Here is a 22,626-nt window from a genome sequence, read left to right on the forward strand (position 1 = left end):
ACTATATTTGGCGCATATTGGGGATGTCCAATCCCTGGCCACGGACATTTCTCAAGATCGCCGCCTTTTGCTGCGGCGCGCGAGTTGATATTGTTGGTACGCCGATCAAGCGGGACGTTTTCTTCATTTCCAATCATTTGTCCTGGGTCGACATAGCGATTTTGGGAGGACATAGCGGCACCGCCTTTGTGTCAAAGGAGGAAATCGGCAACTGGCCGATCATCGGCTGGCTTTGCCGACTAAACGATACGGTCTTTGTTTCGCGGTCGAACCGAATGGGGATTGCGCAGCAAATCAACCAATTGCGAGATGCTCTGGAGGAAACCTGGGCGATCACGATTTTCCCTGAGGGCACCACCACGGACGGCTCGACCCTGCTCCCTTTCAAGGCCCCTCTGCTAAAAGTGCTGGAGCCTCCGCCACCCGGCATATTGGTGCAGCCCATATTTCTGAACTACGGGCAATATGCGCATGAGGTGAGTTGGACGGGGGATGAAAGCGCTCCGTCAAACGCCTGGCGACTTCTCACCCGGCGCAGCAGTTTTCTGGTCGAAGTCCATTTTCTCGAGCCCTTTGACCCCGACCATTATTCCTGCCGCAAAGATATCGCAGCAGAAGCACGGCGACGGATCGCAGAACCGCTTTCGGCTTCCCTGGGGGGCAAACCCATTGTATAGGCGCGCTCTATGACTCAAGCCGATCCAAAAAAATTCCATATCAAATCCTTTGGCTGCCAGATGAACGTCTATGACGGCGAGCGCATGTCCGAGCTGCTCGTCGATCAGGGCATGAGCGCCGCTGAAAATAGCGAAGACGCCGATCTGGTTGTGCTCAATACCTGCCACATCCGGGAAAAAGCGGTCGACAAAGTCTATTCGGATATCGGTCGTCTGCGCAGAAAAGACGGAAGCAGCCCAATGATCGCGGTTGCCGGCTGTGTGGCCCAGGCCGAGGGCAAGGAAATCTCCCGTCGTGCGCCAAGCGTCGATATCGTCGTCGGACCGCAGGCCTATCACCGGCTGCCGGAACTGATGGAAACTGCGAAATCGGGCAAGAAGGCGCTCGATACTGATATGCCTGCCATATCAAAATTCGATATTCTGCCATCGCGCGGAAAACAGGCTCGCCCCACTGCTTTCCTGACGGTTCAGGAAGGCTGCGACAAATTTTGCACCTATTGCGTGGTTCCCTACACCCGCGGTGCTGAAATTTCGCGACCATGGGCTGATCTGGTGGATGAAGCAAAAGCTCTGGTCGATGGTGGCGCGCGCGAAATCACGCTGCTTGGTCAGAATGTCAACGCATGGACCGGCGAAGACGACAAGGGCCAGCATCAGGGCCTCGATGGCCTGATAAGGGCGCTCGACCAGATTTCCGGCCTGCAACGCATTCGCTACATGACCAGCCACCCCAATGACATGACCGAAGGGCTAATTGCCGCTCACGGCGAGATAGCCAAGCTGATGCCCTTCCTCCATTTGCCCGTTCAATCTGGCAGCGACCGGATTCTCAGGGCGATGAACCGTTCGCATAGCGCGCAAAGCTATCTGGATATCATGGAACAGATGCGCAAAGTGCGGCCGGATATCGCGCTTTCGGGCGACTTCATCGTCGGCTTCCCGGGAGAGAGCGATCAGGATTTTGAGCAAACGTTGCAGATTGTCCGCGACGCTAACTATTCTCAGGCATTCTCCTTCAAATATTCGCCCCGGCCCGGCACGCCCGCTGCGGGGATGGATGAGCAGATAGCTCCGGAAGTAATGGATGAGCGGTTGCAGCGGTTACAGGCATTGCTCAACGAGCAGCAATATGCATTCAACCAGCAGACCGTGGGCCGTACGACCGACATTCTGCTCGAGCGGCAGGGCAAGCTGGACGGCCAGTTGATCGGCAAAACGCCGTGGCTGCAGTCGGTGCATATCATCTCGCCTGACCTCAAAATCGGCGATTTGGTTGAAGTTGAAATCACCCAGGCCGGCCCCAACAGCCTTACTGGCCAGATCAAAGAAAGACTCGCTGCCTGATGGTCCAAAAAACGAAAACCGGGTCGGCCGGAAAGCTTATCAAACTGGATCTGGAATTCGAGGATCCACAGATTTTGGGCGATCTGTTTGGCGAATATGACCGGAATATCGTCGCTATTGAAAACCGCCTTGGTGTGTATATCGCGGCACGCGGCACGAAATTGAAAATCGAGGGTGAAGCAGAAGCCGTGACACGGGCGCGGGACGTCTTGACCGGCATCTACAACCGCTTGGAACAGGGCCAGGAAATTGACAATGGTGCGGTCGAAGCGATAATCGCCATGGCTGCTGATCCCCGGGTTGCGAAAGCTGCGAAACAATCGGCAACCGACACGGACGCCAAGAAAAATGACGTCGCCGACGCGCCGAAGGTAATGATCCGGACCCGCAAGAAAACGATTTTCCCCCGCTCTGTCCGTCAAGCCCATTATATGGAAGCTCTGGCCCGCGACGACATGATTTTCGCGCTTGGACCTGCAGGAACCGGCAAAACCTATCTGGCTGTGGCGCAAGCCGTCTCTCAACTGGTAAGCGGCTCGGTCGACCGGCTCATTCTTTCACGTCCTGCTGTCGAAGCTGGCGAGAAAATCGGTTTTCTTCCAGGTGATCTCAAAGAGAAAGTCGATCCGTTTCTACGTCCTCTTTATGATGCGCTATACGACACGCTTCCTGCCGAGCAGGTGGAAAGACGCATAGAGAGCGGCGAAATCGAGATTGCTCCCATTGCCTTCATGCGCGGACGCACCCTGTCCGATGCCTTTGTCATTCTCGACGAGGCTCAGAATACTACCGCCGCGCAGATGAAAATGTTCCTCACCCGTTTCGGCATGAACAGCCGGATGGTGATTTGCGGCGACCCCAAACAGGTCGATTTGCCGCGCGAAGCCACTTCCGGCCTTGCCGACGCCGTATCCAAATTGCAGGATATCGAGCGTGTCAGCGTGGTCGAATTTGGAGCTAGCGACGTTGTTCGCCACCCGCTGGTCGGAAAAATCGTCGAAGCTTATGAAGGCAAAGATGCTCCAGACTGAACTGACAGCATCTTCCGCATGGGACAAGGAAGTGAATTGGACGGATTTGGCGGCACGTGCGGCAAAGGCTGCAATCACTGCTTCCTCTTATGCCGATCTGTTGGCCCGCAGTTTTGAAATGGAACTGAGCGTCAAGCTCTCCGATGACGAAGAAGTACATTCTCTCAACAAGGCCTATCGCGGCAAGGACAAGCCAACCAACGTCTTGTCCTTTCCCCAGATCCAGCCTGATTTACTCGAAACACTGGCCAATACCGACGATGGAGAAGCCTTGCTGGGAGACGTAATTCTGGCCTTCGAAACCTGCCGCGACGAAGCGGCAGCCAAGAATATTTCGATATCCACCCATGTTACACATTTGATTGTGCACGGGTCTTTGCATTTGCTAGGATATGATCACGAAAACGAGATAGAAGCTGGCTTGATGGAAAATTGCGAAATCAATGCACTGGCAACATTGGGAATTGCCAACCCTTATTCAGAACAAGCGTAAAGCAGGTAATAAAGAAATAGAATGACCGACGTTGAAAATGACAATGTAACGGGTACGGCTCGCAGTGGCAGCCAGTCCAAGGAAGATGACGAGCCCGGACGAATATGGCAGAGCCTGAAGGCTCTGCTATTCGGCAATACCGAAGACAACAGTCTGCGTGCGCAGATAGAGGAAGTGATCGACGATCACGAAAGCGATGCCGAATCCGACCCCAATAACCAGCAGGACATTTCGTCGCTCGAACTGGAAATGCTGCGCAACATGCTGCATTTCAGCGAGCATCGAGTTGACGATATAGCAGTTCCCCGGGCCGACATAATTGCTATCGAGGAAAGCTCCCCGTTCAGTGAGTTTGTCGATATTTTCTCCGAGCACGGCCACAGCCGGATTCCGGTCTACCGCGATAATCTCGACAATATTGTCGGCATGATCCACATCAAGGACATTTTCGCGATTCTCGCCAAGGGCGGCAAACACCCGGAAGATATAACACCATTTCTGCGACAGCCCCGCTTCGTCCCGGAATCCATGGGTGTGCTCGATTTGCTCGCCGAAATGCGCGCGACCCGGACTCATCTCGCCATTATTTTTGATGAATATAATGGCACCGAGGGCCTTGTCACCATCGAGGATATCGTCGAAGAAATTACCGGCGAGATTGAGGATGAGCATGATGATGAACCGGTCCCGATGCTGGTCAAGCTCGACGATGGTATCTGGGAAGCGGATGCCAGAGCGGAACTGGATGATGTTGGCGATGCCATCGACCCGGCGCTTGAAATAATCGACGAAGACGTCGACACAATCGGCGGTCTGTGCTTCGTACTGGCGGGCCATATCCCTACTGTCGGCGAGCAGTTGGAGCACCCCAGTGGCTGGATGCTGGAGATCACCGAAGCCGATGATCGCCGCGTGACCAAATTGCGCCTGCACCCGCCGCAACTGGAACATGAATAGGACGGTCAGGCGTCCGCTAGCTGCTTTGCCCGTAACCGCCAGTTTTCGGCAAGCGCTGGGATCTCCGACAGCATCTTGAGTTCCTTGCCCCGTCCCTTGTGCTGTCCGCCGACAATCAGGCCAAACAACCGGTCCAGCGGCCAATCAGGCAATGGCCGGGCCAGCTGGACAAGATCGTCCCCTGCCCGCACCATGCCTTCTTGCAATACGCGGAAATAGCTACCCGACTTCCCAGTCTTCACCACGGTTTTCAAAACATCGGTTTCGCCAAAGCGGTGATTGAGTTTCCAGCACGGCTGGCGCGCATGGCTGCATTCTATCAGCGCCTCACCCAACCGAAAAACATCCCCAAGACAGAGCCGCTCTTCCGTCAATCCGGCGCAACTGAAATTTTCACCAAATGCGCCTGGGGCATCCAACAGATCCAAATCCGGATATCGTCCCCGCCAGAACGCATAATGTTCGATCGGATAGAGATGGACCGCCTTGTCACGTCCGCCGTGATGGAGCGGATCGGCAACCTCATTTCCTTCCAGCCCTTCAAAGCCAAGCATCACGGGGCGGACTGTCGCGTTTTTGACAATGGCGCTGAATTCGCCATCATCGCGAAATGGCTTCGGGATGCCAATCAGCAGATGATCAAGCCGGGTCTTTATCATGACAGACTGCTAACCGACCAAGTTCATATTGGCAATTTCCCTTTGATTATGCTTGAAGGCGCCAATGGAAATCAGTGATCTTCGCATAGCCCTTTATAGCGGCAATTATAATTTCGTACGCGATGGCGCGAACCAGGCTCTCAACCGACTGGTCGACTATCTGCTGCGCCAGGGCGCTGCTGTTCGCGTCTATTCGCCAACCACGGATACACCGGCATTCGAGCCTACCGGCGACCTGATCAGTGTGCCATCCGTGGCTTTTCCCGGACGCGGTGAATATCGCTTTCCGACCCGCATTTCCAGCGACGTGCGGAAGGATCTCGAACAGTTTAACCCCAACATCCTGCAGATATCGAGCCCCGACCGTGTCGGACACAAGATGGTATCCTGGGCGCGTCGTCAGAATATCCCGATACTCGCCTCCGTACATACCCGTTTCGAAACCTATCCCCGCTATTATAATCTGGCCTTTCTGGAACCGGTGATCGAAGCGATATTGCGCCGTCTATACCGTCGCTGCGACGCGCTGGTGGCGCCTTCGGAATCGATGGCTCAGTTGCTGCGGGACCAGCGGATGAACTATGACGTCGGCATTTGGTCGCGCGGTGTCGACCGCGAGATATTCCATTCCAATCGCCGCGATCTGGAGTGGCGCCAGTCATACGGTATCGCCGATGATATACCCGTAATCGGCTTCCTCGGACGGCTGGTGATGGAAAAAGGGCTGGATGTTTTTTCCGATGCAATCGATGAACTGAATCGCCGTAAAGTCGCGCACAAGGTGCTAGTGATCGGCGAAGGGCCAGCGAAACAGTGGTTTGAAGATCGTATCCCCGATGCAATTTTTGCGGGATTTCAGCAAGGTAGTGATCTCGGGAGAGCGGTTGCAAGCATGGACATGCTGTTCAATCCATCGATCACCGAGACTTTCGGCAACGTTACCCTCGAAGCCATGGCCTGCGGCTTGCCCGTTGTGGCGGCAAAGGCAACCGGCAGCCAGAGCCTGGTCAAGAATAACGTCTCAGGCAAACTGGTCACACCCGGTGCAGTCGGTGGATTTGCAGATGCGCTGCAACTCTATTGCGAAAATCTTGACCTGCGCGATACTCATGGCGCTGCCGGAGAACGACGGGCAGAAGAATATAGCTGGGACCAGATCAACAATGCCGTTGCGCAGACCTATATGCGACTGGTCCGCCAGCGGCAGGCCGGCCATGGCCCCATCCAGCAAGCCGCTGTCCGCTAGACATGCAGGGCCTGTTCGACGACGAAAAGGACCAGCAGCGCGACACCGAAGCCACCCCGGATGCGCCTTTGGCCGATCGCTTGCGCCCTCGCCTGCTCACCGACATTGTTGGCCAGGATCATCTTGTCGGGAGCGAAGGCACGATAGGCCGGATGATTTCTGCAGGACGGCTTTCCTCGATCATCCTCTGGGGACCGCCGGGAACGGGCAAAACCAGTCTCGCAAGGTTATTGGCAGATCAAACCGAACTGCATTTCAAGGCAATTTCGGCGGTTTTTTCGGGGGTGGCCGAACTTAAAAAAGTCTTTGCCGAAGCTGAAATGCGTTTCCAGTCCGGCAAGGCTACCCTGTTGTTTGTCGACGAGATCCACCGCTTCAATCGGTCGCAGCAGGACAGTTTCCTGCCCTATGTCGAGCGTGGCACTGTAGTGCTCGTCGGTGCCACGACGGAGAACCCGTCATTCGAGTTAAACGCCGCTCTACTGAGCCGCGCACAAGTGTTGATCCTCAACCGGCTCGATACCACCGCCCTCGGCCAGCTTCTGGAAAAGGCGGAAACAATCGAAGAAAAGCTTCTGCCGCTTACCGTCGATGCCAGAGAAGCACTGATTGCCAGCGCCGATGGCGACGGCCGGTTTCTGCTCAACCAGGCCGAAACGCTGTTGTCACTCGATATCAAGGACCAGCTCGACCCTGCGCAACTCGCAAAAATATTGCATCGCCGGATGGCGGTCTATGACAAGGATCGCGAGGGCCATTATAATCTGATCTCGGCGCTGCACAAAGCGATGCGCGGGTCTGATCCGCAAGCCTCGCTATATTATCTCGCGAGAATGCTGGTGGCCGGCGAACAGCCACTTTTTCTGCTGCGCCGGATTGTGCGCTTTGCCAGTGAAGATATCGGCATGGCCGATCCGCAGGCGCTGGTGCAGGCGCTTGCGGCCAAACAGGCCTATGAATTTCTCGGCAGCCCCGAAGGCGAACTGGCGATTGTTCAGGCCTGCCTCTATTGCGCGACAGCACCCAAATCCAATGCTGCCTACAAGGCCCAGAAAACGGCTTGGAAATCTGCCAGAGACACCGGATCGCTGATGCCGCCGCAGAATATTCTTAATGCCCCGACCAAACTGATGAAGGAAATCGGCTATGGCGCAGGCTATAGCTATGATCCTGAAAGTGATGACGGATTTTCGGGCGACAATTATTGGCCGGACGATATGCAGCCCCAGAAATTCTATCAACCTGTGGATCGGGGTTTCGAGCATAAGATCCGGGAACGACTGGATTATTGGGAGAATTTGCGTGCTGAAAAAACTGGCTAGCCTGTGCGTCGTCGGAGCGTTGTTTTCGACTAGCGCCTTGGCTCAGAACGAAGAAACAGTGCGCTACGACCGCGCGCTGGCAGCTGGCTACAAGGCACAGTTCATTTGTTCAGGTCTGTGGAATGGCGGAAAATCGCTAGCGGATATAAAAGCCGACGAACTCACCGGCATTTACGAACGGGTCGCGAATATCGTCCCGACATTGACCGAGGAAGTCGACGAAACCAAACATCAGGTTCGCGTCCGCTTTGCCGATGATGCGCCCCCGCGTGTTGCGATCTGGAATAGTCGGAGCGGCTGTACATCCATGCCGATCGGCTTCGACGGACCCGATAAGAAGATGGCTACAGGCGAACGGATGCTGGTTGATGATCAGCACTGGCCGATGGGTGATCGCGATGCAGCGATACCATCCGCGCGCCGGTTGCCCAGCATTGAAAGAGCCGCCAAACGCGCATTTGAGGCAGATTTATATGGCGGCAAAACCAGCGCCATACTGGTGATCAAAGATGGTGTAATTCATGCGGAAGCATATAAGCAAGATCATGACCTTCACACGGCCCAGCGCACCTGGTCCGTTGCCAAGTCGCTTGCCGGCACATTGATCGGTCATTCTGTGCAGCAACAGATGGTCGACATAAATGCCCCGGTGCAAATCCCGGAATGGCAGAAACCGGGCGATACCCGGGCGGCGCTCACCATTGACCAGTTAATGCGGATGAGCAGTGGACTGGTCAGCGACACCGCGGGCAATCGGACCGATCCCCTTTATATGGGCGGAGCCACTGTGACCGGGCGGGCGACCGCTTGGCCTTTGCTCTACAAACCGGGGACCCGCTTTCGCTACGCCAATAATGATACGTTGCTCGCCGTGCACGCGGCCCGCACACAACATCCTGATTTCGATCCGTTTGGCTTTTTCCAAAAGCTGGGCATGACCCGGACTTATGTCGAAACCGACTGGCAGGATAATTATATATTATCCAGCCAGGTCTGGACCACGGCCCGCGATCTGGGTCGGCTCGGAATACTGTATTTGAACAACGGCCTGTGGAATGGGGAACGCCTGTTACCAGAAAGCTGGCGGACCTACGTCAGCACAGCTTCCGGACCACAGCCGGAAGGGCGCGGCTTTGGCTATGGCGCCACCTTCTGGCTGATGAACCAGTCCGAGGGGATACCGAAAGACACATTTGCCGGCTTTGGCAATCGCGGCCAATATCTTGTGATCATCCCCTCGCTCGACCTTGTGATCGTCCGGCGCGGTTATGACACTGGCGACAAGCGTTTCGATATCGAAGCCTTCACCAGAGATATCGTCGCAGCGACAACAGCATGAAATCCACATATCTAGCAGCCGTATGCACGGACCTCACCGGCCCCTCGTCGATCCGGATTCTGGAAAAGCAAGCCAGACCATTGTCGCCGGGCGAGGTCCGGATCAAGGTTCGGGCAGCGGGCCTCAACTTTCCCGACCTCTTGATGACGCAGGGCAAATATCAATTTCGTCCCGATCCGCCCTTTGTCCCGGGACTGGAGGCGGCGGGAGAGGTGATCGAGGTTGCATCAAATGTCGAAAGCATAAAAGCCGGTGATAGGGTCATGGCCGGCGGAAAAGGCGGCGCGTTGGCGGAGCAATGGATCGTCAGCGAAACTTCTGTTTCTCCCCTGCCCCCAAGTCTGTCCTTCAGCGAAGGTGCCTGCTGGCAAACGGGTGCATCGACCGCCTGGCACGCATTGGTCGAGCGCGGTCATCTGCAGCCCGGGGAGAGCGTTCTCATTCTGGGTGCAAGCGGCGGAGTCGGTATGGCCGCTGTCAAAATGGCCAAGCATATCGGAGCCATCGTGATCGGCACCGGGTCCAGCAAGGAAAAGCGGAATGCGATCAAGGAGGCCGGCGCGGATCACGTGCTCGATCCTGCGAGCTCGGAGTTGGCCGCAGAGATCAAAGCTTTGACTGACGGCAAAGGAGTGGATGTGGTTTTTGATCCGGTTGGCGGCGATCTCGCGCTGACCGCAACGCGCGCGATCTCATGGAACGGACGATATCTCATCGTCGGCTTTGCGAGTGGTACCATTCCATCCTTCCCAGCCAATCACGTCATGATCAAAACCTACAGCCTGATAGGCGTTCGTGCCGGAGAAAGCCCTCGCCGAGATCCCGGACAGGCGACAAGACAAAGCAACGCGCTGCGGGATTTGGCCGCACTGGGTGTGATGCGACCCCATATCTCTCATTCCTTTCCGTTAGCGGAAAGCGCTAATGCCCTTTCAGTGCTCGAACAACGCCAAGCAATTGGACGAGTGGTCGTAGAGTTGCACACAAGTTCTTGATCTTTACGAGTTTTTACGATGCCACTTTTCAGCCTGTCGATTGATTCCTGTGCTTTTACCGGCACATGTGCTACTAAGGTTTCAGACGTAACAATAACCAATTAGGGGATGCTATATGGATGGGATGCGAATAGGTAATTATGCTCTGGATACGGAGTTGATGATGGTATGGGGCGAAAAGCTCGGTCTGGCTCTGATAATTTTGCTCGGAACCTGGATTCTTGGGAAAGCTGCGAAATGGGCTTTCGCCAAACTTGTCGACAATGTGAAATTTCTGCAACGAGACACTTCCGCTGGCACCTCGGTCGGCGAGTCACTCGGCAAGATTGTTTCCTTGCTAATCTGGCTGTTCGGACTGCTTATCATCCTGCGCGTTCTCGGACTGGGTGGCGTAGACGCACCGATCCAGACCTTGCTCAACAGCATCATGGGCTTTGTTCCCAATCTACTGGGTGCAGCGATCATATTCTTCATCGGTATGGTCGTCGCACGGATCGTTCGCGACCTTGTCGTGACCGCTCTGCAAACGGTTGATTTCGACAAATGGGCCAATCGCGGCGGTATCGACGCAGTGACGGGCAATTCCACGATCAGCAAGACGATCGGAACAATTATCTATGTTCTGATTATCATACCGATCGCGATACTCGCGCTGGAAGCGTTGAATCTGGAATCGGTTTCTGGACCGGCTAGCGACATGCTGCGCATGATCCTTGAGGCAATTCCGAACATCATCGGCGCTGCGATCATCCTTGGCATTGGCTATCTGATCAGCAAATTCGTCGTACAGATCATATCTGAAATCCTGCCCGGCCTGGGTGTTGATCAATCGGTCGCGGCTCTGGGGATTCTGCCTGCTAAAACGACATTGACGTCGGTTCTGGCGAGAATTGCTCAGGTAGCGATCATGCTCTTCTTCGCAATCGCGGCGATGCGCTTGCTCGGATTTGCAGAACTGACATCAATCCTTGATCAGGTTCTCGAACTCGGCGGACGAGTCATCTTTGGTTCGATCGTGATCGCAGTAGGCTTCCTGATCGCCAATTTGCTGTCCAAGATTGTCGGCGGCACGGATGAAGGCAGCATGGCTTCGACAATCGTTCGCTATGCGACGATCATATTGTTCACCTTCATGGGCCTGCAGTTCATGGGTGTTGGACAGGAAATCGTGCAGACGGCCTTCACTGCATTGGTCATCGGCGGCGCAGCAGCGGCGGCACTGGCCTTTGGCTGGGGCGGACGTCATGTGGCTGGCAAGATGTTGGAAGACGTCTACGCCAATCCACCAAAGCCAAAAGCACCGATTGCTCGCAAGCCAGCGACAGCCAAGCCTGCGGCTCGGAAACCAGCTGTCAAAAAATAGGCTCTGGCGACAAGATTAAAGAACAAGGGCGGGTCCGATGGGCCTGCCCTTTTCTTTTGCCCTCATGATCCGCTAGAGATGCCCGGTGCGAAGCTTCTCCCATTTTGCCTGCGTCGACTGGTCCGGTGCCAAGACCGAACGCCCGAATGGTATCGCGGTCGCTATCATCGGTCCGGACGGACCTCCTGCCCTATTATCGCCCAATCCGCGCTGGTCGCGGGCAGATGTGCTCGACTGGCTGTTACGTCTGGCAGAATCACGTCAGGACATATTGATCGGCTTTGACCTATCGATGGCGCTCCCATTTGTCGACGAAGGCGCCTATTTTCCTGAATGGGGTGACAGTCCCGGCCATGCGAAAGCTCTATGGAAAGATGTCGATACCCTGTGCGGTGACGACCCCCATTTGAATGTCACCAGCTTTCTGGCCCATCACCAGGCTAGCCGACATTTTCGCCATGGCGGAGGTCTGGTCGGTGACCTGTTCACGGGCGGAATCGGGCGCTTGCGCGAAGTCGAACGCTATCAACGCGCGACCGGACAGGCCAATAGCGCCAGCTGCTTCAATCTGGTTGGCGCCGCGCAGGTCGGAAAATCCAGCCTGACCGGGATGCGACTGCTCAACCAACTGGATGGCGCGATACCGGTCTGGCCATTTGATCCCGTTCCCGATTCCGGCCCCGCCATCGTGGAAATCTACACGACCGTAGCCGCTCTTGCGGCTGGTCAGCCAAAGGGACGCAGCAAGGTCCGCGATCGCGCAGGCCTCAAGCAGGCGCTGACACGGTTGAACACGCCGATACCGACAAGACTTCCCCGCTATGACGACCACAGCACCGACGCGCTGATTACCGCCGCCTGGATGAAGCAGGTAGCGGCCGATGCCGCGCTCTGGACCCCGCCTGCGTTGACAGATGAGATAGCGCAAAAAGAGGGCTGGACCTTTGGCGTGGTTTGACGCTAATAGCGCCCAGCAAATCCAGTGCATGCCGAATTAGCTCAGCTGGTAGAGCAACCGCCTTGTAAGCGGTAGGTCATCCGTTCGAGTCGGATATTCGGCACCATTTTTGCGGATAAAAGTCGATCCGGGGGATCGACGACCGCAAAAATCCCGCAGCGCAAGCAAGGGCTTCTCTCGACCATCTTGATATTTCGACCGGCAAGCCAGCTAGCCACCGTTGGGAAGAGGGTCTGCCCGCGCTAGTTTTTGCAAAGGCGGACTTTATGCATTTTGCATATATGTGACCAAAAAAAGCCCCACCGGTTTCCCGGCAGGGCTTCCTTCATAACATGATCGCTTCAGATCAGAACTTGAAGCCGGCACCGATACCGTAGCGGCGCGGTTCAAGCGTGAAGACATTGGTGTACAGACCTGATGACTGGTCGGTCACATAAAGTCCGGTTTCCGAGTTGCTGTCGAAAATATTCTGGACAAAGCCCCGAACATACCATTTGTCATCCGTGCCGTTCAGCTGGATCTGGGCATTTGCCTGGGCATAGCCTTTGATCCGGTTGACATTCCCGTTGAAAATGCTGCCGAAACTCTCGCCGGTATAAGCAAGGTCGACACGCGGGACCAGGCTCATGCCATTGTCAAAGTTCGCCGTGTATTGCACGCCGGTCGAGAATTTCACTTTGGGCGCTTGTGGCAAGGAATTCCCTCGAATATTCTTGGGAACCCCGGCAGCGAAATATTCGATGCCGCCGAATGCCGCAGGATTGATGCCAGCCCCTGCAAATGCGCCGGCAGCCGCGGCTTCCAACACACCACAAATACCAAATGCGCCGGTCGAGGCGATCCCGCCATTAGCCGGGAAGGCAGTGGTGGGCTGGAGATTGGCTCCACCCATAACTCCGGGCACCAAGCCAGCATTTATAACCGTATTTATCGTGTTGACGAACTGGTTGACGCCAGCTGCACTGCCGGTCGAGGAAGCCACCGCACAATTGGACGCGTTGGTAATATCCTTGATGATTACAGCATCGGAGCGTCCACCACCAAAGTCGCGCGGATCGCTGTTGAACGTATCACCTTTGACCTTCGTATGCAGATAGCTGAAGCCCATGTTGATCATCCAGTCCGGATCAGGACGAATGACTGCTTCGACTTCCGCACCGTAAATATCGGCATCGATATTTTCGTTCACCGCGGTTCGCGCAACAATCTTGCTGAGCTGCAGATCCTTATACTTATAGTAAAATGCAGTCAGGTTGAGTTGTAGCGCGCCATCGCCGAAGGTATTTTTCGATCCGATTTCAAAGGCATCGACCTGCTCAGGCCGGAATGATTCCGGAACCGCGAAGATCGGCTGCAGTGGCGGGTTCAAACCACCTGATTTATAACCACGAGAATAAGATACATAGATCAGATTGTCGTCAGAGATCTTATAGTCAAGTACCGCGCGACCAGTGATCTCGTCGTTCTTAACTTGCCGATTCTGATAAATCTGGTTGCCGGCGGTACCCGGGTCAGCATCAAACGATCCAACATAGGGTGAATCAAATGCATTGGTTGTTTGACCATAAGGAACCAGGAAACTGGCCAGCGTTGAGCGCGCCTGAACATTTTTCTTGTCGTTATTATAACGCAAACCGCCGGTGAGCTTCAGTGTGTCGCTGATGTCAAAATAGACTTCGCCGAACAGGCCATAGGATTTGACGGTCAAGTCATCCGTATTGTTGCGGAAATACGGTGTGCCAAGGAATGCCGGAGGCAAGCCACCGCCAAGCGCCGTGAAGCTGCCGAGCAAACCTGCTACATAATCAATCGCAAACGCGTTCACATAATAGCTGTTCTCGGTCAGATGATAGTCAGCATAGATACCGCCGAGCAGAAAGTTGAACGGTCCATCCAGATCACTCGAGATAATCGCCTCTGCCGACCAACTGCTGTTCAACTGGTTGGAACGGTCATATTGCAGCGGTGTGGTCGCACAATTGCTGTTGCCACCAAATGCCCCGAGACCGATCGTGTCCGTATCCGACGTACATAATACGCCATTCGGACCATTGGGGATGATCGCCGCAGCAATCGGTGCGAAATAGGCGGCCGGAAGACCCGGAACAAGACCAGCAGCGGCCGCTGCCAGAGTGTTCAACGCAGGCGCATAGCCGTCCCGGCGACCGATATTATTATTATAATCCTGCCGTGAATCGAGTTTCACCTTCTGATAGGTACCGGAAAGCTGTGCGCTAATCGGTCCAAAATCATGTTCGATCTTGCCCTGAAAAGTAAGCTCGCTGGTGAAATATTCGGGCGTGAAAGCGGTGTTTACCGTCCGCGAATCTGCAGGAATGGAAACACCATCATATTGGTCAGGACCGTAGAGGCTGCCCAGTGCAAATGCCGTCGGTATACCGCGAATGGCCAGAAACTCCCGCGATGACAGGGCGGCTGTGAATGTAGAGTTGGCGTTGAAGGGCTCCGCGTTGCGGGTGCTGTTCAGGCAACCCAGGATGCCGGTCGGGTCGCGTTGACAATATTGCTTCTGAATCCGCATACGATTGTCGTTTTCGCGGAAATAGGAGGCATATAGATCGATCGTGGTGTCGGGAGTCGGTTCGAAACGCAGCGAGCCACGCACCGAATATAGTTCGCGATCATCCAGATTGGGGCCGCCGTTGAGATTGGTTGTATAGCCATCCCGCTTCACATAAATGCCGGCTCCACGAAATGCCAGGGTATCGCCGAGCGGAACGTTGACCATGCCCTTGACTTTGATTGCATTGAAATTGCCATATTCTGCATCACCCGAAGCCTGAAACTCGCCCATTCTCGGTTTGGCAGTGACGACATTGACAACGCCGGCGGTCGCATTGCGCCCGAACAATGTTCCTTGCGGCCCGCGCAGCACTTCGACCCGCTCAAGATCGAAAAACTCTGTTTCAAAAAGACGCGTGGAGAACAGTGGCTGATCATTCAGGTGGATAGCCGTTGCCTGATCGCAGGATACGCCCACGCAAAGATCGCCAATCCCGCGAATGGTAAAACTGGAACTGGTAAAGTTGGTTTTTGTAAATGTGATATTTGGCAGAGTTAACTGGAGATCGGAGCTATTCTCGATCTGCTGGGCTTCCAATGCCGCTCCGGAGAAGGCTGAAACCGCGATCGGAACATCCTGAGCACTTTGCGCCTGACGTTGCGCGGTAACGATGATGACATTATCGTCCAGGGCACCATCATCCCGATCCTGCGCTATGGCAGGCATGGACATTGTCGATATAGCTGTGGCGGCTAACAATAGCGATTTACGCATTTCTCTCTCCCAAATCCCATTTTTTCACGGAGAGTGATGCTTTTGCTCATCCCCCCGCTGGATCAATAGTCAACTAATCGCGCAATTAAGTCCAGACTGAAATATAAAAAATGCATCGCTGCATTACATTTTTGCACCATCAACCAGCTATTTGATGCAAATTAGATACAAAAAAGCCCTGCCAGTTTCCCGGCAGGGCCAAATTTTGAAATTTTAGTACGAGTCTAGAATTTATAGCGTGCGGTCACACCATAAGTACGTGGCTGATTTGGATAGCCGGTGAAACTTCCATCCTGGCCAACGGCCGGGAATACGGTTGTCAGATATTCTGCACCGGTCAGATTACGACCCCAGATCGTAAACTTCATATTTTCGTCGTAGGTCAATGTCGCCGAAGCGTTCAGCGCATTGATTTCACGAGTGAAGTTGATCGCAGACGGGTCAGCTGGATCGTCGTCGATCAGATTGACCTTCGACTCATAGTGATAATCCGCACGGAAGTTCAGGCCGACCATGTCACCGACTTCAATATCATAATCCACACCCAGTGTCGTAGACAGGGCCGGAATGGTCGATGGGGTTGTTCCGGAAATATCGCCATAAACGCTGTTCGGGAAACTGTCATAGACCGGATCCAGATAAACCACTGCAACGCTGAACGTCAGACCGTCGGTTGGTTTCACATTGCCGTCAAACTCGAAACCCTTTGTGGTCTGCTTGCCGGCATTTGCCAGTTCGAAACCGGTTCCGTTGAAGACATTCGACTGGAAGCCTTTGATCGACTGCGTAAAGAATGTCAGGTTGAAGGCTGCAACATCCCACTTGCCCTTGATACCGACTTCATAAACCGTCGCATTTTCAGGAGCTGCAAAACGCGATCCGAAAGTCTGGTTTGGCTGCAACAATCCGGCGGCACCCAAGGCTGCAGCATCGCTTGCGGCAGGGCGAGTATCGCGTGACAGATTGATGGAACTTGCCTTGAAGCCCGTTGCATAGCTTGCATAAACATTGAGGCTTGGCGCTACTTCATAAGCCAGACGGGCTGTATAGGTAAGCTTGTCATCCTTGGTACGGCCGTTTTCTACCGAGTTGGGCGAATTGACCATAGGCGGGAAGAATTGCAGATCAGTCAAGCCTGCCAGCGGGTTTGCGCTGGAACCATCTGGCAAGGTGATCGTCGGATTAGCCGCTAGAAACGCAGCGGTTGCTGCGTCGACGCCCGCACCCAGCAACAGTTGCTGGCGGAATGCCGTATATTGCGGCGCATCAAAATCGATCGCTGCAAAAGGCTCGGTCGCGAGGACATTGTTCGAAAATTTCTTGCGGTCATTGGTATAGTTCAAGCCACCGGTCAAAATCAGACCGTCGGTGATTTCAAAATCCACCGTACCAAAAATCGAGAATGCTTCGTCCTTGAAGGTATAAACTTCATCATAACCCGTGCCGTTAGCAAAGAAGCTGTTGGCGTAAACGGCCGGAGATGAGACCAGCCCTGCAGCAAAGTCACTCAGACCGAAGACAGTTTCCAAAGTATTGAAGTTCAGCGCTCCGCCCGTTGCTGCACCAATCAAAGCATCGCCGTAAGCACGGAAATCAGAGCCAAATTCGATATCATTGGCAATATCGATTTTCTCGTTGAAATAATAGCCGCCCAACAGGAAGTTGATTGGACCATCAAAGTCTGAAGCTACGCGGAATTCCTGCGTGAACGTCCGGATTTCCGTATCATTCGCATTCTTGCGAAGCAGGTCTGCAGCAGTGAAATCGGAATCTTGATCACTGAAGGAATCGACACCACGATAAGCGGTAATCGAAGTCAGGCTCAGCGCGCCCATATCATAATCGACCTGTGCTGATCCGCCATAGTTTTTAATGCGGTTTGCAGAAGGCAGGTTGGTATAGACATTGTAGGAGAAGGGATTTTCTGCATCAAGACCGATGCCGCCAGCCAAAGCATTGACGATAGCGCCCGTTGGTCCGTTGACGACATTGCCAGCAACGCAGCAATCTTCGTTGATATTGTCATAATCGGCAATCAGACGGATCGACAGATCATTTGAAGGTTCGATCAGCAATTGCCCGCGAACACCATAACGGTTGCGTTCGTTGACGTCCGTACCGAGGTTGAGATCGTTGGCATAGCCATCGCGCTTGTTATAATTGCCGGCAAGACTGAAGGCGATCGTATCGTTGATCGGTCCGGTAACATCAGCTTTTGCAATGATGGCGTTATAGTTGCCATAGCTCAGTTCAGCAGAACCGCCGAAATCGAATTGCGGCTTCTGGGTGACGATGCTGATCACACCAGCAGATGCGTTTTTGCCGAACAATGTGGACTGCGGTCCGCGCAGAACTTCGACGCGCTCAAGATTGGGAAGATCGCCAATCTGCGCAGCGGAACGTGACCGATAAACACCGTCGATAAATACGCCCACCGATGGTTCAATACCGGCGTTATTGGCGCCGTTACCGAAGCCGCGAATGATGAAATTGGTATTAGCCGAGCTCTGCAGCTGGTTGACCCGCAACGTGGGAGCGAGCGTTTGCAGATCGTTCAAGTCACGAATCTGTGCTTTGGCAATATCTTCCGCGCCGGTGACAGTCACGGCTACCGGAATTTCCTGCAATGTTTGTTCGCGTTTGGTCGCGGTGACGATGATTACATTATCGTCAAAGGTTTCCTCGTCCTGGACATCCTGCGCATAAGCAGGGGACGCTGCGATAACGCCGCCAAGTGCAGTGGCGGCCAAAAATTTTGCGATTCTCATTAGTTTCTCCTGCGCCCCGACAATTACGTCGTAGGCCTGAATTAAAAACGGAGCGACCGCTCCGTTTGAGGGCTGGGCACTGATGGAAAATATGGGGGAAGTCCAGCAGATACGCCCCGAAAAAGGGGCATTACTGCGCAATATTCGAGAAAATTCAATTTTCGTTGCAACTAAGCCACAACTAATTGAATTTCCGGGAAATGGTGCCCCTGGCCCGACTCGAACGGGCACTCCTTGCGGAACTGCATTTTGAGTGCAGCGCGTCTACCAATTCCACCACAGGGGCTCTATTAGCTGAGTCACTCGACGATCAGCGAAATCGAGGCTCTGTTAGCGAAGAGCCAATCCTCTGGCAACGGCTTTTTCCAATCAGGTTGCACCCGTGTTCAAGTCAGTAGAGCGAACCTGTTCCCGCGGTCTGGAAAAGCCAGAGCGGGAAAGCGGCCATGGCCATCAGACTACCAAGCGGCAGCATGGTTCCAGCGTCGACATTCTCCCCTCGCAACCGCCAGGATATCGCAACCAATATGCCAATCAGGCTGGCGCCCAATATCACGAGCGGCAGCGCTTGCCAGCCTAGCCAGCAGCCGATTGCACCGAGCATCTTGGGGTCACCCCCGCCAAGCCCGTCCCGCTTTCGAATGCTCTTATATATGGCTGCTATGATCGCGAGAGAGACAAATCCGGCCAAGCCTCCGATCAGGCGGTCTTGCAACGCCGGATAAGCGACGAGCAGGCTTGCCGCCACTCCGCAAACCGCCAGCAACGCGGTCAGCCGGTCGGGCAACCAGTGATGCTTTACATCCAGCGCTGCAAGCGTCAGCAAAAGCCAGCCAAATATTGCTCCGGCCAGTCCTTCCAAATCTGGAGCAACGTAAAGAGCAAGCCCGCCAATCAGCGCCGCTGCGAGCTCTATCGCAAAATGATCCTTGGCAATTCTAGCACCGCATTTGCGACATTTCCCCGTCTGGAGAAGAAAGCTCACCACCGGTATCAATTCCCACGAGCGCAGCTGATGTCCACATTGGTCGCAGGAGGAGCGCCCGGCGATGACCGAGCGACCTTCCGGCCATCTCAGTATCAATGTCGCCAGGAAGCTCCCGATGATCAGGCCAAAAAGCGCACCGGCGATAGGCACTGAAAAAGCTGGCAACGGGCACTCCACAGAAAATTTCACGGACCGATTGGCACGGTCAGCCCTTGCATACAATGGCGCAATTGAAAAACTCATTGGCCGCGCCTATGTCCCTTGCAAGATTCGCGCATGTCCCTGGCGGCGCAACAAACAGAAAGGCCCAACCCATGTCCAATTCCGATCCGATCGTCATTCTTTCCTATGCCCGCACACCGATGGGCGGCATGCAAGGCGCACTGGGTGAAGTCACCGCATCTGATCTGGGTGCGGTCGCGGTCAAGGCGGCGGTTGAACGCGCCGGTGTCGAAGGCGCGGATGTCGAGCGCATCTATATGGGTAATGTCCTGTCCGCCGGCCAGGGCCAGGCCCCTGCCCGTCAGGCGGCGATTTTTGCCGGCCTGCCGCAATCGGTCGAAGCGACCACGGTCAACAAGATGTGCGGCTCCGGCATGCAGGCCGCGATCATGGGCGCAGAAGCACTTGGCGCCGGTTCGATCGACATCATTGTTGCCGGCGGTATGGAAAGCATGACCAATGCGCCCTATCTGCTGCCCAAGATGCGCAGCGGCGCGCGTCTTGGCCACACCGAAGCCAAGGATCACATGTTTCTCGACGGCCTGGAAGATGCCTATGAGCCGGGCCGGGCGATGGGCAGCTTTGCCGAGGAAACCGTCGGCGAATATCAGCTGACCCGGGAAGCACAGGACGAATATTCGATCGAATCGCTGGCGCGCGCCAAGGCCGCTGTCGAAGGCGATGCCTTTGATGACGAAGTCGTCGCGGTTGAAGTCAAAACCCGCAAGGGCAGCGTAACGGTCGACAAGGATGAACAGCCTCTCAAGGGCAATCCAGACAAAATCCCCCAACTCCGCCCTGCCTTTGCCAAAGACGGAACAATCACCGCGGCCAATGCCTCGTCTATTTCGGATGGAGCAGCGGCAATGGTCCTTACCCGTGCTAGCGTAGCAGAAGCCAAAGGTCTGAAGCCTGTTGCCCGGATCGTCGCCCATGCCGCCCATGCCCACGCCCCGTCAAAATTTACCACCGCACCTGTCAGCGCCATCAAGAAACTTCTCGACAAGGCCGGCTGGTCGGTTGCCGATGTGGATCTCTGGGAAGTGAACGAGGCATTCGCCTGCGTTGCGATGTTCGCGATGCAGGATATCGGCATCAGCCGGGACAAGCTCAACGTCAATGGCGGCGCCACCGCTCTCGGTCACCCGATCGGTGCCAGCGGTGCGCGGATCATGGTCACGCTGATTGCGGCTCTGAAAAAGCGCGGCCTGAAAAAAGGTGTTGCGGCACTGTGCATCGGCGGCGGGGAAGCGACGGCGGTTGCGCTCGAACTGATCGACTGATCATTTCAGCGGTTCGTCACCCCAGACATCCGTCATGCTGATATATCCCTGACGACCGGTAACGTCGAACAGGCACCAGTTTTTTTCGCATTGGGTCAGGCTGCCAACCACCCCGGGTTCGGCAAGCCATGCAATTTTCGCCTTGCTGCTGGCCGAGGCGCGCATGGCGACCGGCTTTCCGCTGGTCGCCAGCACCAGACCGGTTCGGGCTGCGCTGAGCAATCGCGCGTGCATCCAGCCTTGCGTACCTTCATGGTCTTCGACCTTCCGCCATGATTTGTAGCGGGCCAGAACTTTCACGGGCAGCTTCTCGCGCTTGTAAATCCACATCGTTGGATATTCGGTACTCGGCCCGGTGCGCATCCGCGCTTCAGGTTCGTCGATGGAAGCCCAGTAGGGGGGCTCTTGCTGCGCTGTGGCAGGCGATGACAAGGAAAGGCCCGAAATCGCAATGAGCATGAAAGTCAAAATACGCATGATAGTTGGTTACTCATTCCCCGATTGGTCCGAAGCATAGCCCGAAAGGTCAGTCCGCTTCAAGACCCGCCTGCTTGACCTACACCAAATTTCAGGCATAGCTATCGGCCTATGCCAGACTCACCCCATCCATCGAATCCTCGCGTCATAATTACCCGCGAATTGGCGGACTCCAATCAGAATCGCATGTGCGAATTATTCGATGCCGTACCGAATTTTAGTGACACTCCGTTTTCCCGCGACGACCTGATCGCGGCAATGGCCGATTGCGATGTTCTGGTGCCCACGGTTACCGACCATATCGATGCGGAGATGATCGCAAATGCACCGGACCGGCTTCGCCTGATCGCCAGCTTTGGTGCCGGCGTTGATCATATTGACCTCGCCGCTGCACGAGCGAAAAAAATTCTGGTCACCAACACGCCGGGTGTCTTCACCGAAGATACAGCGGACATGACCATGGCGTTGATTCTGTCCGCGCCCCGTCGCCTTTCGGACGGCGAAAAGCTGATGCGCAGCGGACAATGGGAAGGCTGGAAGCCGTCGGGCATGCTCGGTCACTGTATCGGTGGCAAGAAACTCGGCATCATCGGCATGGGTCGCATTGGTCAGGCTGTCGCCCGCCGTGCTTCCGGCTTTGGCCTGTCGATCGTCTATCACAACCGACGTCAGCTGCCGCCCGCTGTCGAGGAGTCGCTGCGGGCCAGTTTTGTTGCCGATCTCGACGAGTTGATCCGCGAGTGCGATATCATCTCGCTGCATTGCCCGCATACGGTGGAGACCCATGAAATGATCAATGCCGAGCGGATCGGCATGATGAAGCCCTCCACCTATCTGATCAACACCGCGCGCGGCGATCTGGTGGATGAAAACGCCCTGATCGAAGCATTGCAGAACGAGAGAATCGGTGGTGCCGGACTCGACGTTTACCAGAATGAACCCGACATCGACCCGCGGTTCCTGACGCTGAAAAATACCGTGCTGCTTCCCCATATGGGCAGCGCGACCTTCGAAGGGCGTGAAGCGTCGGGGGAACGGGTGATAACCAATATTCGGGTGTGGGCAGACGGCCATCGCCCACCGGATCAGGTGCTCGAAGGCTGGCTTTGAGCTTTCCGTTGAGTCCTGCCGTCGTCTCGACTAGAAATTTGGCACAATCTGATTCGCAACGACGATCAGTCATAATAAAAAGATAGCTGCGGG

18 protein-coding genes and 2 tRNA genes are annotated in these 22,626 nt (G+C 55.0%); 14 read left to right on the forward strand and 6 right to left on the reverse strand.

Annotated elements, in window-relative coordinates:
- Nucleotides 1-23 precede the first annotated feature (23 nt).
- From AZE99_RS08505 to AZE99_RS08525, 5 genes are read left to right on the forward strand one after another with little or no spacing between them, the layout of a single operon-like run.
- On the forward strand, nt 24-677 hold the full coding sequence (locus AZE99_RS08505) for a lysophospholipid acyltransferase family protein (protein ID WP_231862571.1): 654 nt from the start codon (nt 24-26) through the stop codon (nt 675-677).
- Nucleotides 678-686: 9 nt separating this feature from the next.
- Nucleotides 687-2,024: a tRNA (N6-isopentenyl adenosine(37)-C2)-methylthiotransferase MiaB gene (gene miaB / locus AZE99_RS08510; protein ID WP_067199838.1), complete on the forward strand. Its 1,338-nt coding sequence runs from the start codon at nt 687-689 to the stop codon at nt 2,022-2,024.
- A complete protein-coding gene (locus AZE99_RS08515) occupies nt 2,024-3,055 on the forward strand; it encodes a PhoH family protein (RefSeq protein WP_067199839.1) in 1,032 nt (343 codons plus the stop codon). Before miaB ends, AZE99_RS08515 begins: the two co-directional genes overlap by 1 nt.
- On the forward strand, nt 3,042-3,548 hold the full coding sequence (gene ybeY, locus AZE99_RS08520) for an rRNA maturation RNase YbeY (RefSeq protein ID WP_067203457.1): 507 nt from the start codon (nt 3,042-3,044) through the stop codon (nt 3,546-3,548). The genes AZE99_RS08515 and ybeY overlap by 14 nt, the downstream gene beginning before the upstream one ends.
- A gap of 21 nt (nt 3,549-3,569) precedes the next feature.
- Entirely contained in the window at nt 3,570-4,505 is a 936-nt protein-coding gene (locus tag AZE99_RS08525) for a hemolysin family protein (RefSeq protein ID WP_067199842.1), read from the forward strand.
- A 5-nt stretch (nt 4,506-4,510) separates the two neighbouring features.
- Here AZE99_RS08525 and AZE99_RS08530 read toward each other — a convergent pair whose 3' ends face one another.
- Nucleotides 4,511-5,164, reverse strand: coding sequence for an MOSC domain-containing protein (locus AZE99_RS08530; RefSeq protein WP_067199844.1), 654 nt, complete (start codon nt 5,162-5,164; stop codon nt 4,511-4,513).
- 64 nt (nt 5,165-5,228) lie between these two features.
- Here AZE99_RS08530 and AZE99_RS08535 point away from each other — a divergent pair, with 64 nt between their 5' ends.
- The 7 genes from AZE99_RS08535 (at nt 5,229) to AZE99_RS08565 (ending at nt 12,493) form a co-directional block, all read left to right on the forward strand.
- Entirely contained in the window at nt 5,229-6,410 is a 1,182-nt protein-coding gene (locus AZE99_RS08535) for a glycosyltransferase family 4 protein (protein WP_067199847.1), read from the forward strand.
- Nucleotides 6,411-6,412: 2 nt separating this feature from the next.
- Nucleotides 6,413-7,732, forward strand: a complete 1,320-nt coding sequence (locus AZE99_RS08540) for a replication-associated recombination protein A (protein WP_067199849.1) — start codon at nt 6,413-6,415, stop codon at nt 7,730-7,732.
- Nucleotides 7,713-9,071, forward strand: coding sequence for a serine hydrolase domain-containing protein (locus tag AZE99_RS08545; protein ID WP_335339199.1), 1,359 nt, complete (start codon nt 7,713-7,715; stop codon nt 9,069-9,071). The genes AZE99_RS08540 and AZE99_RS08545 overlap by 20 nt, the downstream gene beginning before the upstream one ends.
- On the forward strand, nt 9,068-10,066 hold the full coding sequence (locus AZE99_RS08550) for an NADPH:quinone oxidoreductase family protein (RefSeq protein WP_067199852.1): 999 nt from the start codon (nt 9,068-9,070) through the stop codon (nt 10,064-10,066). Before AZE99_RS08545 ends, AZE99_RS08550 begins: the two co-directional genes overlap by 4 nt.
- Nucleotides 10,067-10,190: 124 nt before the next feature.
- Nucleotides 10,191-11,429: a mechanosensitive ion channel gene (locus tag AZE99_RS08555; protein WP_082788483.1), complete on the forward strand. Its 1,239-nt coding sequence runs from the start codon at nt 10,191-10,193 to the stop codon at nt 11,427-11,429.
- An 85-nt stretch (nt 11,430-11,514) separates the two neighbouring features.
- Nucleotides 11,515-12,387: a hypothetical protein gene (locus tag AZE99_RS08560; RefSeq protein WP_067199858.1), complete on the forward strand. Its 873-nt coding sequence runs from the start codon at nt 11,515-11,517 to the stop codon at nt 12,385-12,387.
- Between the two features lie 30 nt (nt 12,388-12,417).
- Nucleotides 12,418-12,493: transfer RNA gene (locus AZE99_RS08565), tRNA-Thr, on the forward strand.
- Between the two features lie 240 nt (nt 12,494-12,733).
- Here AZE99_RS08565 and AZE99_RS08570 read toward each other — a convergent pair.
- The 4 genes from AZE99_RS08570 to AZE99_RS08585 form a co-directional block, all read right to left on the reverse strand.
- Nucleotides 12,734-15,685 (reverse strand): TonB-dependent receptor, encoded by a 2,952-nt coding sequence (locus AZE99_RS08570; protein ID WP_067199861.1) that lies wholly within the window; start codon nt 15,683-15,685, stop codon nt 12,734-12,736.
- 224 nt (nt 15,686-15,909) lie between these two features.
- Entirely contained in the window at nt 15,910-18,453 is a 2,544-nt protein-coding gene (locus AZE99_RS08575; RefSeq protein ID WP_067199863.1) for a TonB-dependent receptor, read from the reverse strand.
- 201 nt (nt 18,454-18,654) lie between these two features.
- Nucleotides 18,655-18,739: transfer RNA gene (locus tag AZE99_RS08580), tRNA-Leu, on the reverse strand.
- 105 nt (nt 18,740-18,844) lie between these two features.
- Entirely contained in the window at nt 18,845-19,606 is a 762-nt protein-coding gene (locus tag AZE99_RS08585; RefSeq protein WP_067199865.1) for a prepilin peptidase, read from the reverse strand.
- 149 nt (nt 19,607-19,755) lie between these two features.
- Between AZE99_RS08585 and AZE99_RS08590 the strand changes: the two genes are divergently transcribed.
- Entirely contained in the window at nt 19,756-20,946 is a 1,191-nt protein-coding gene (locus AZE99_RS08590) for an acetyl-CoA C-acyltransferase (RefSeq protein WP_067199867.1), read from the forward strand.
- Here the strand turns inward: AZE99_RS08590 and AZE99_RS08595 are convergent, their stop codons facing one another.
- Nucleotides 20,947-21,423 carry an SH3 domain-containing protein gene (locus tag AZE99_RS08595; RefSeq protein ID WP_067199870.1) on the reverse strand — a complete coding sequence of 159 codons (477 nt, stop codon included), beginning with the start codon at nt 21,421-21,423 and terminating at the stop codon, nt 20,947-20,949.
- Nucleotides 21,424-21,534: 111 nt separating this feature from the next.
- On the opposite strand from AZE99_RS08595, the gene AZE99_RS08600 reads away from it, so the two are divergent.
- Nucleotides 21,535-22,533 (forward strand): 2-hydroxyacid dehydrogenase, encoded by a 999-nt coding sequence (locus tag AZE99_RS08600; protein ID WP_067199872.1) that lies wholly within the window; start codon nt 21,535-21,537, stop codon nt 22,531-22,533.
- The last annotated feature ends 93 nt before the right edge of the window (nt 22,534-22,626 follow it).

Source organism: Sphingorhabdus sp. M41 (genome assembly GCF_001586275.1).
Classification (GTDB): Bacteria; Pseudomonadota; Alphaproteobacteria; order Sphingomonadales; family Sphingomonadaceae; genus Parasphingorhabdus.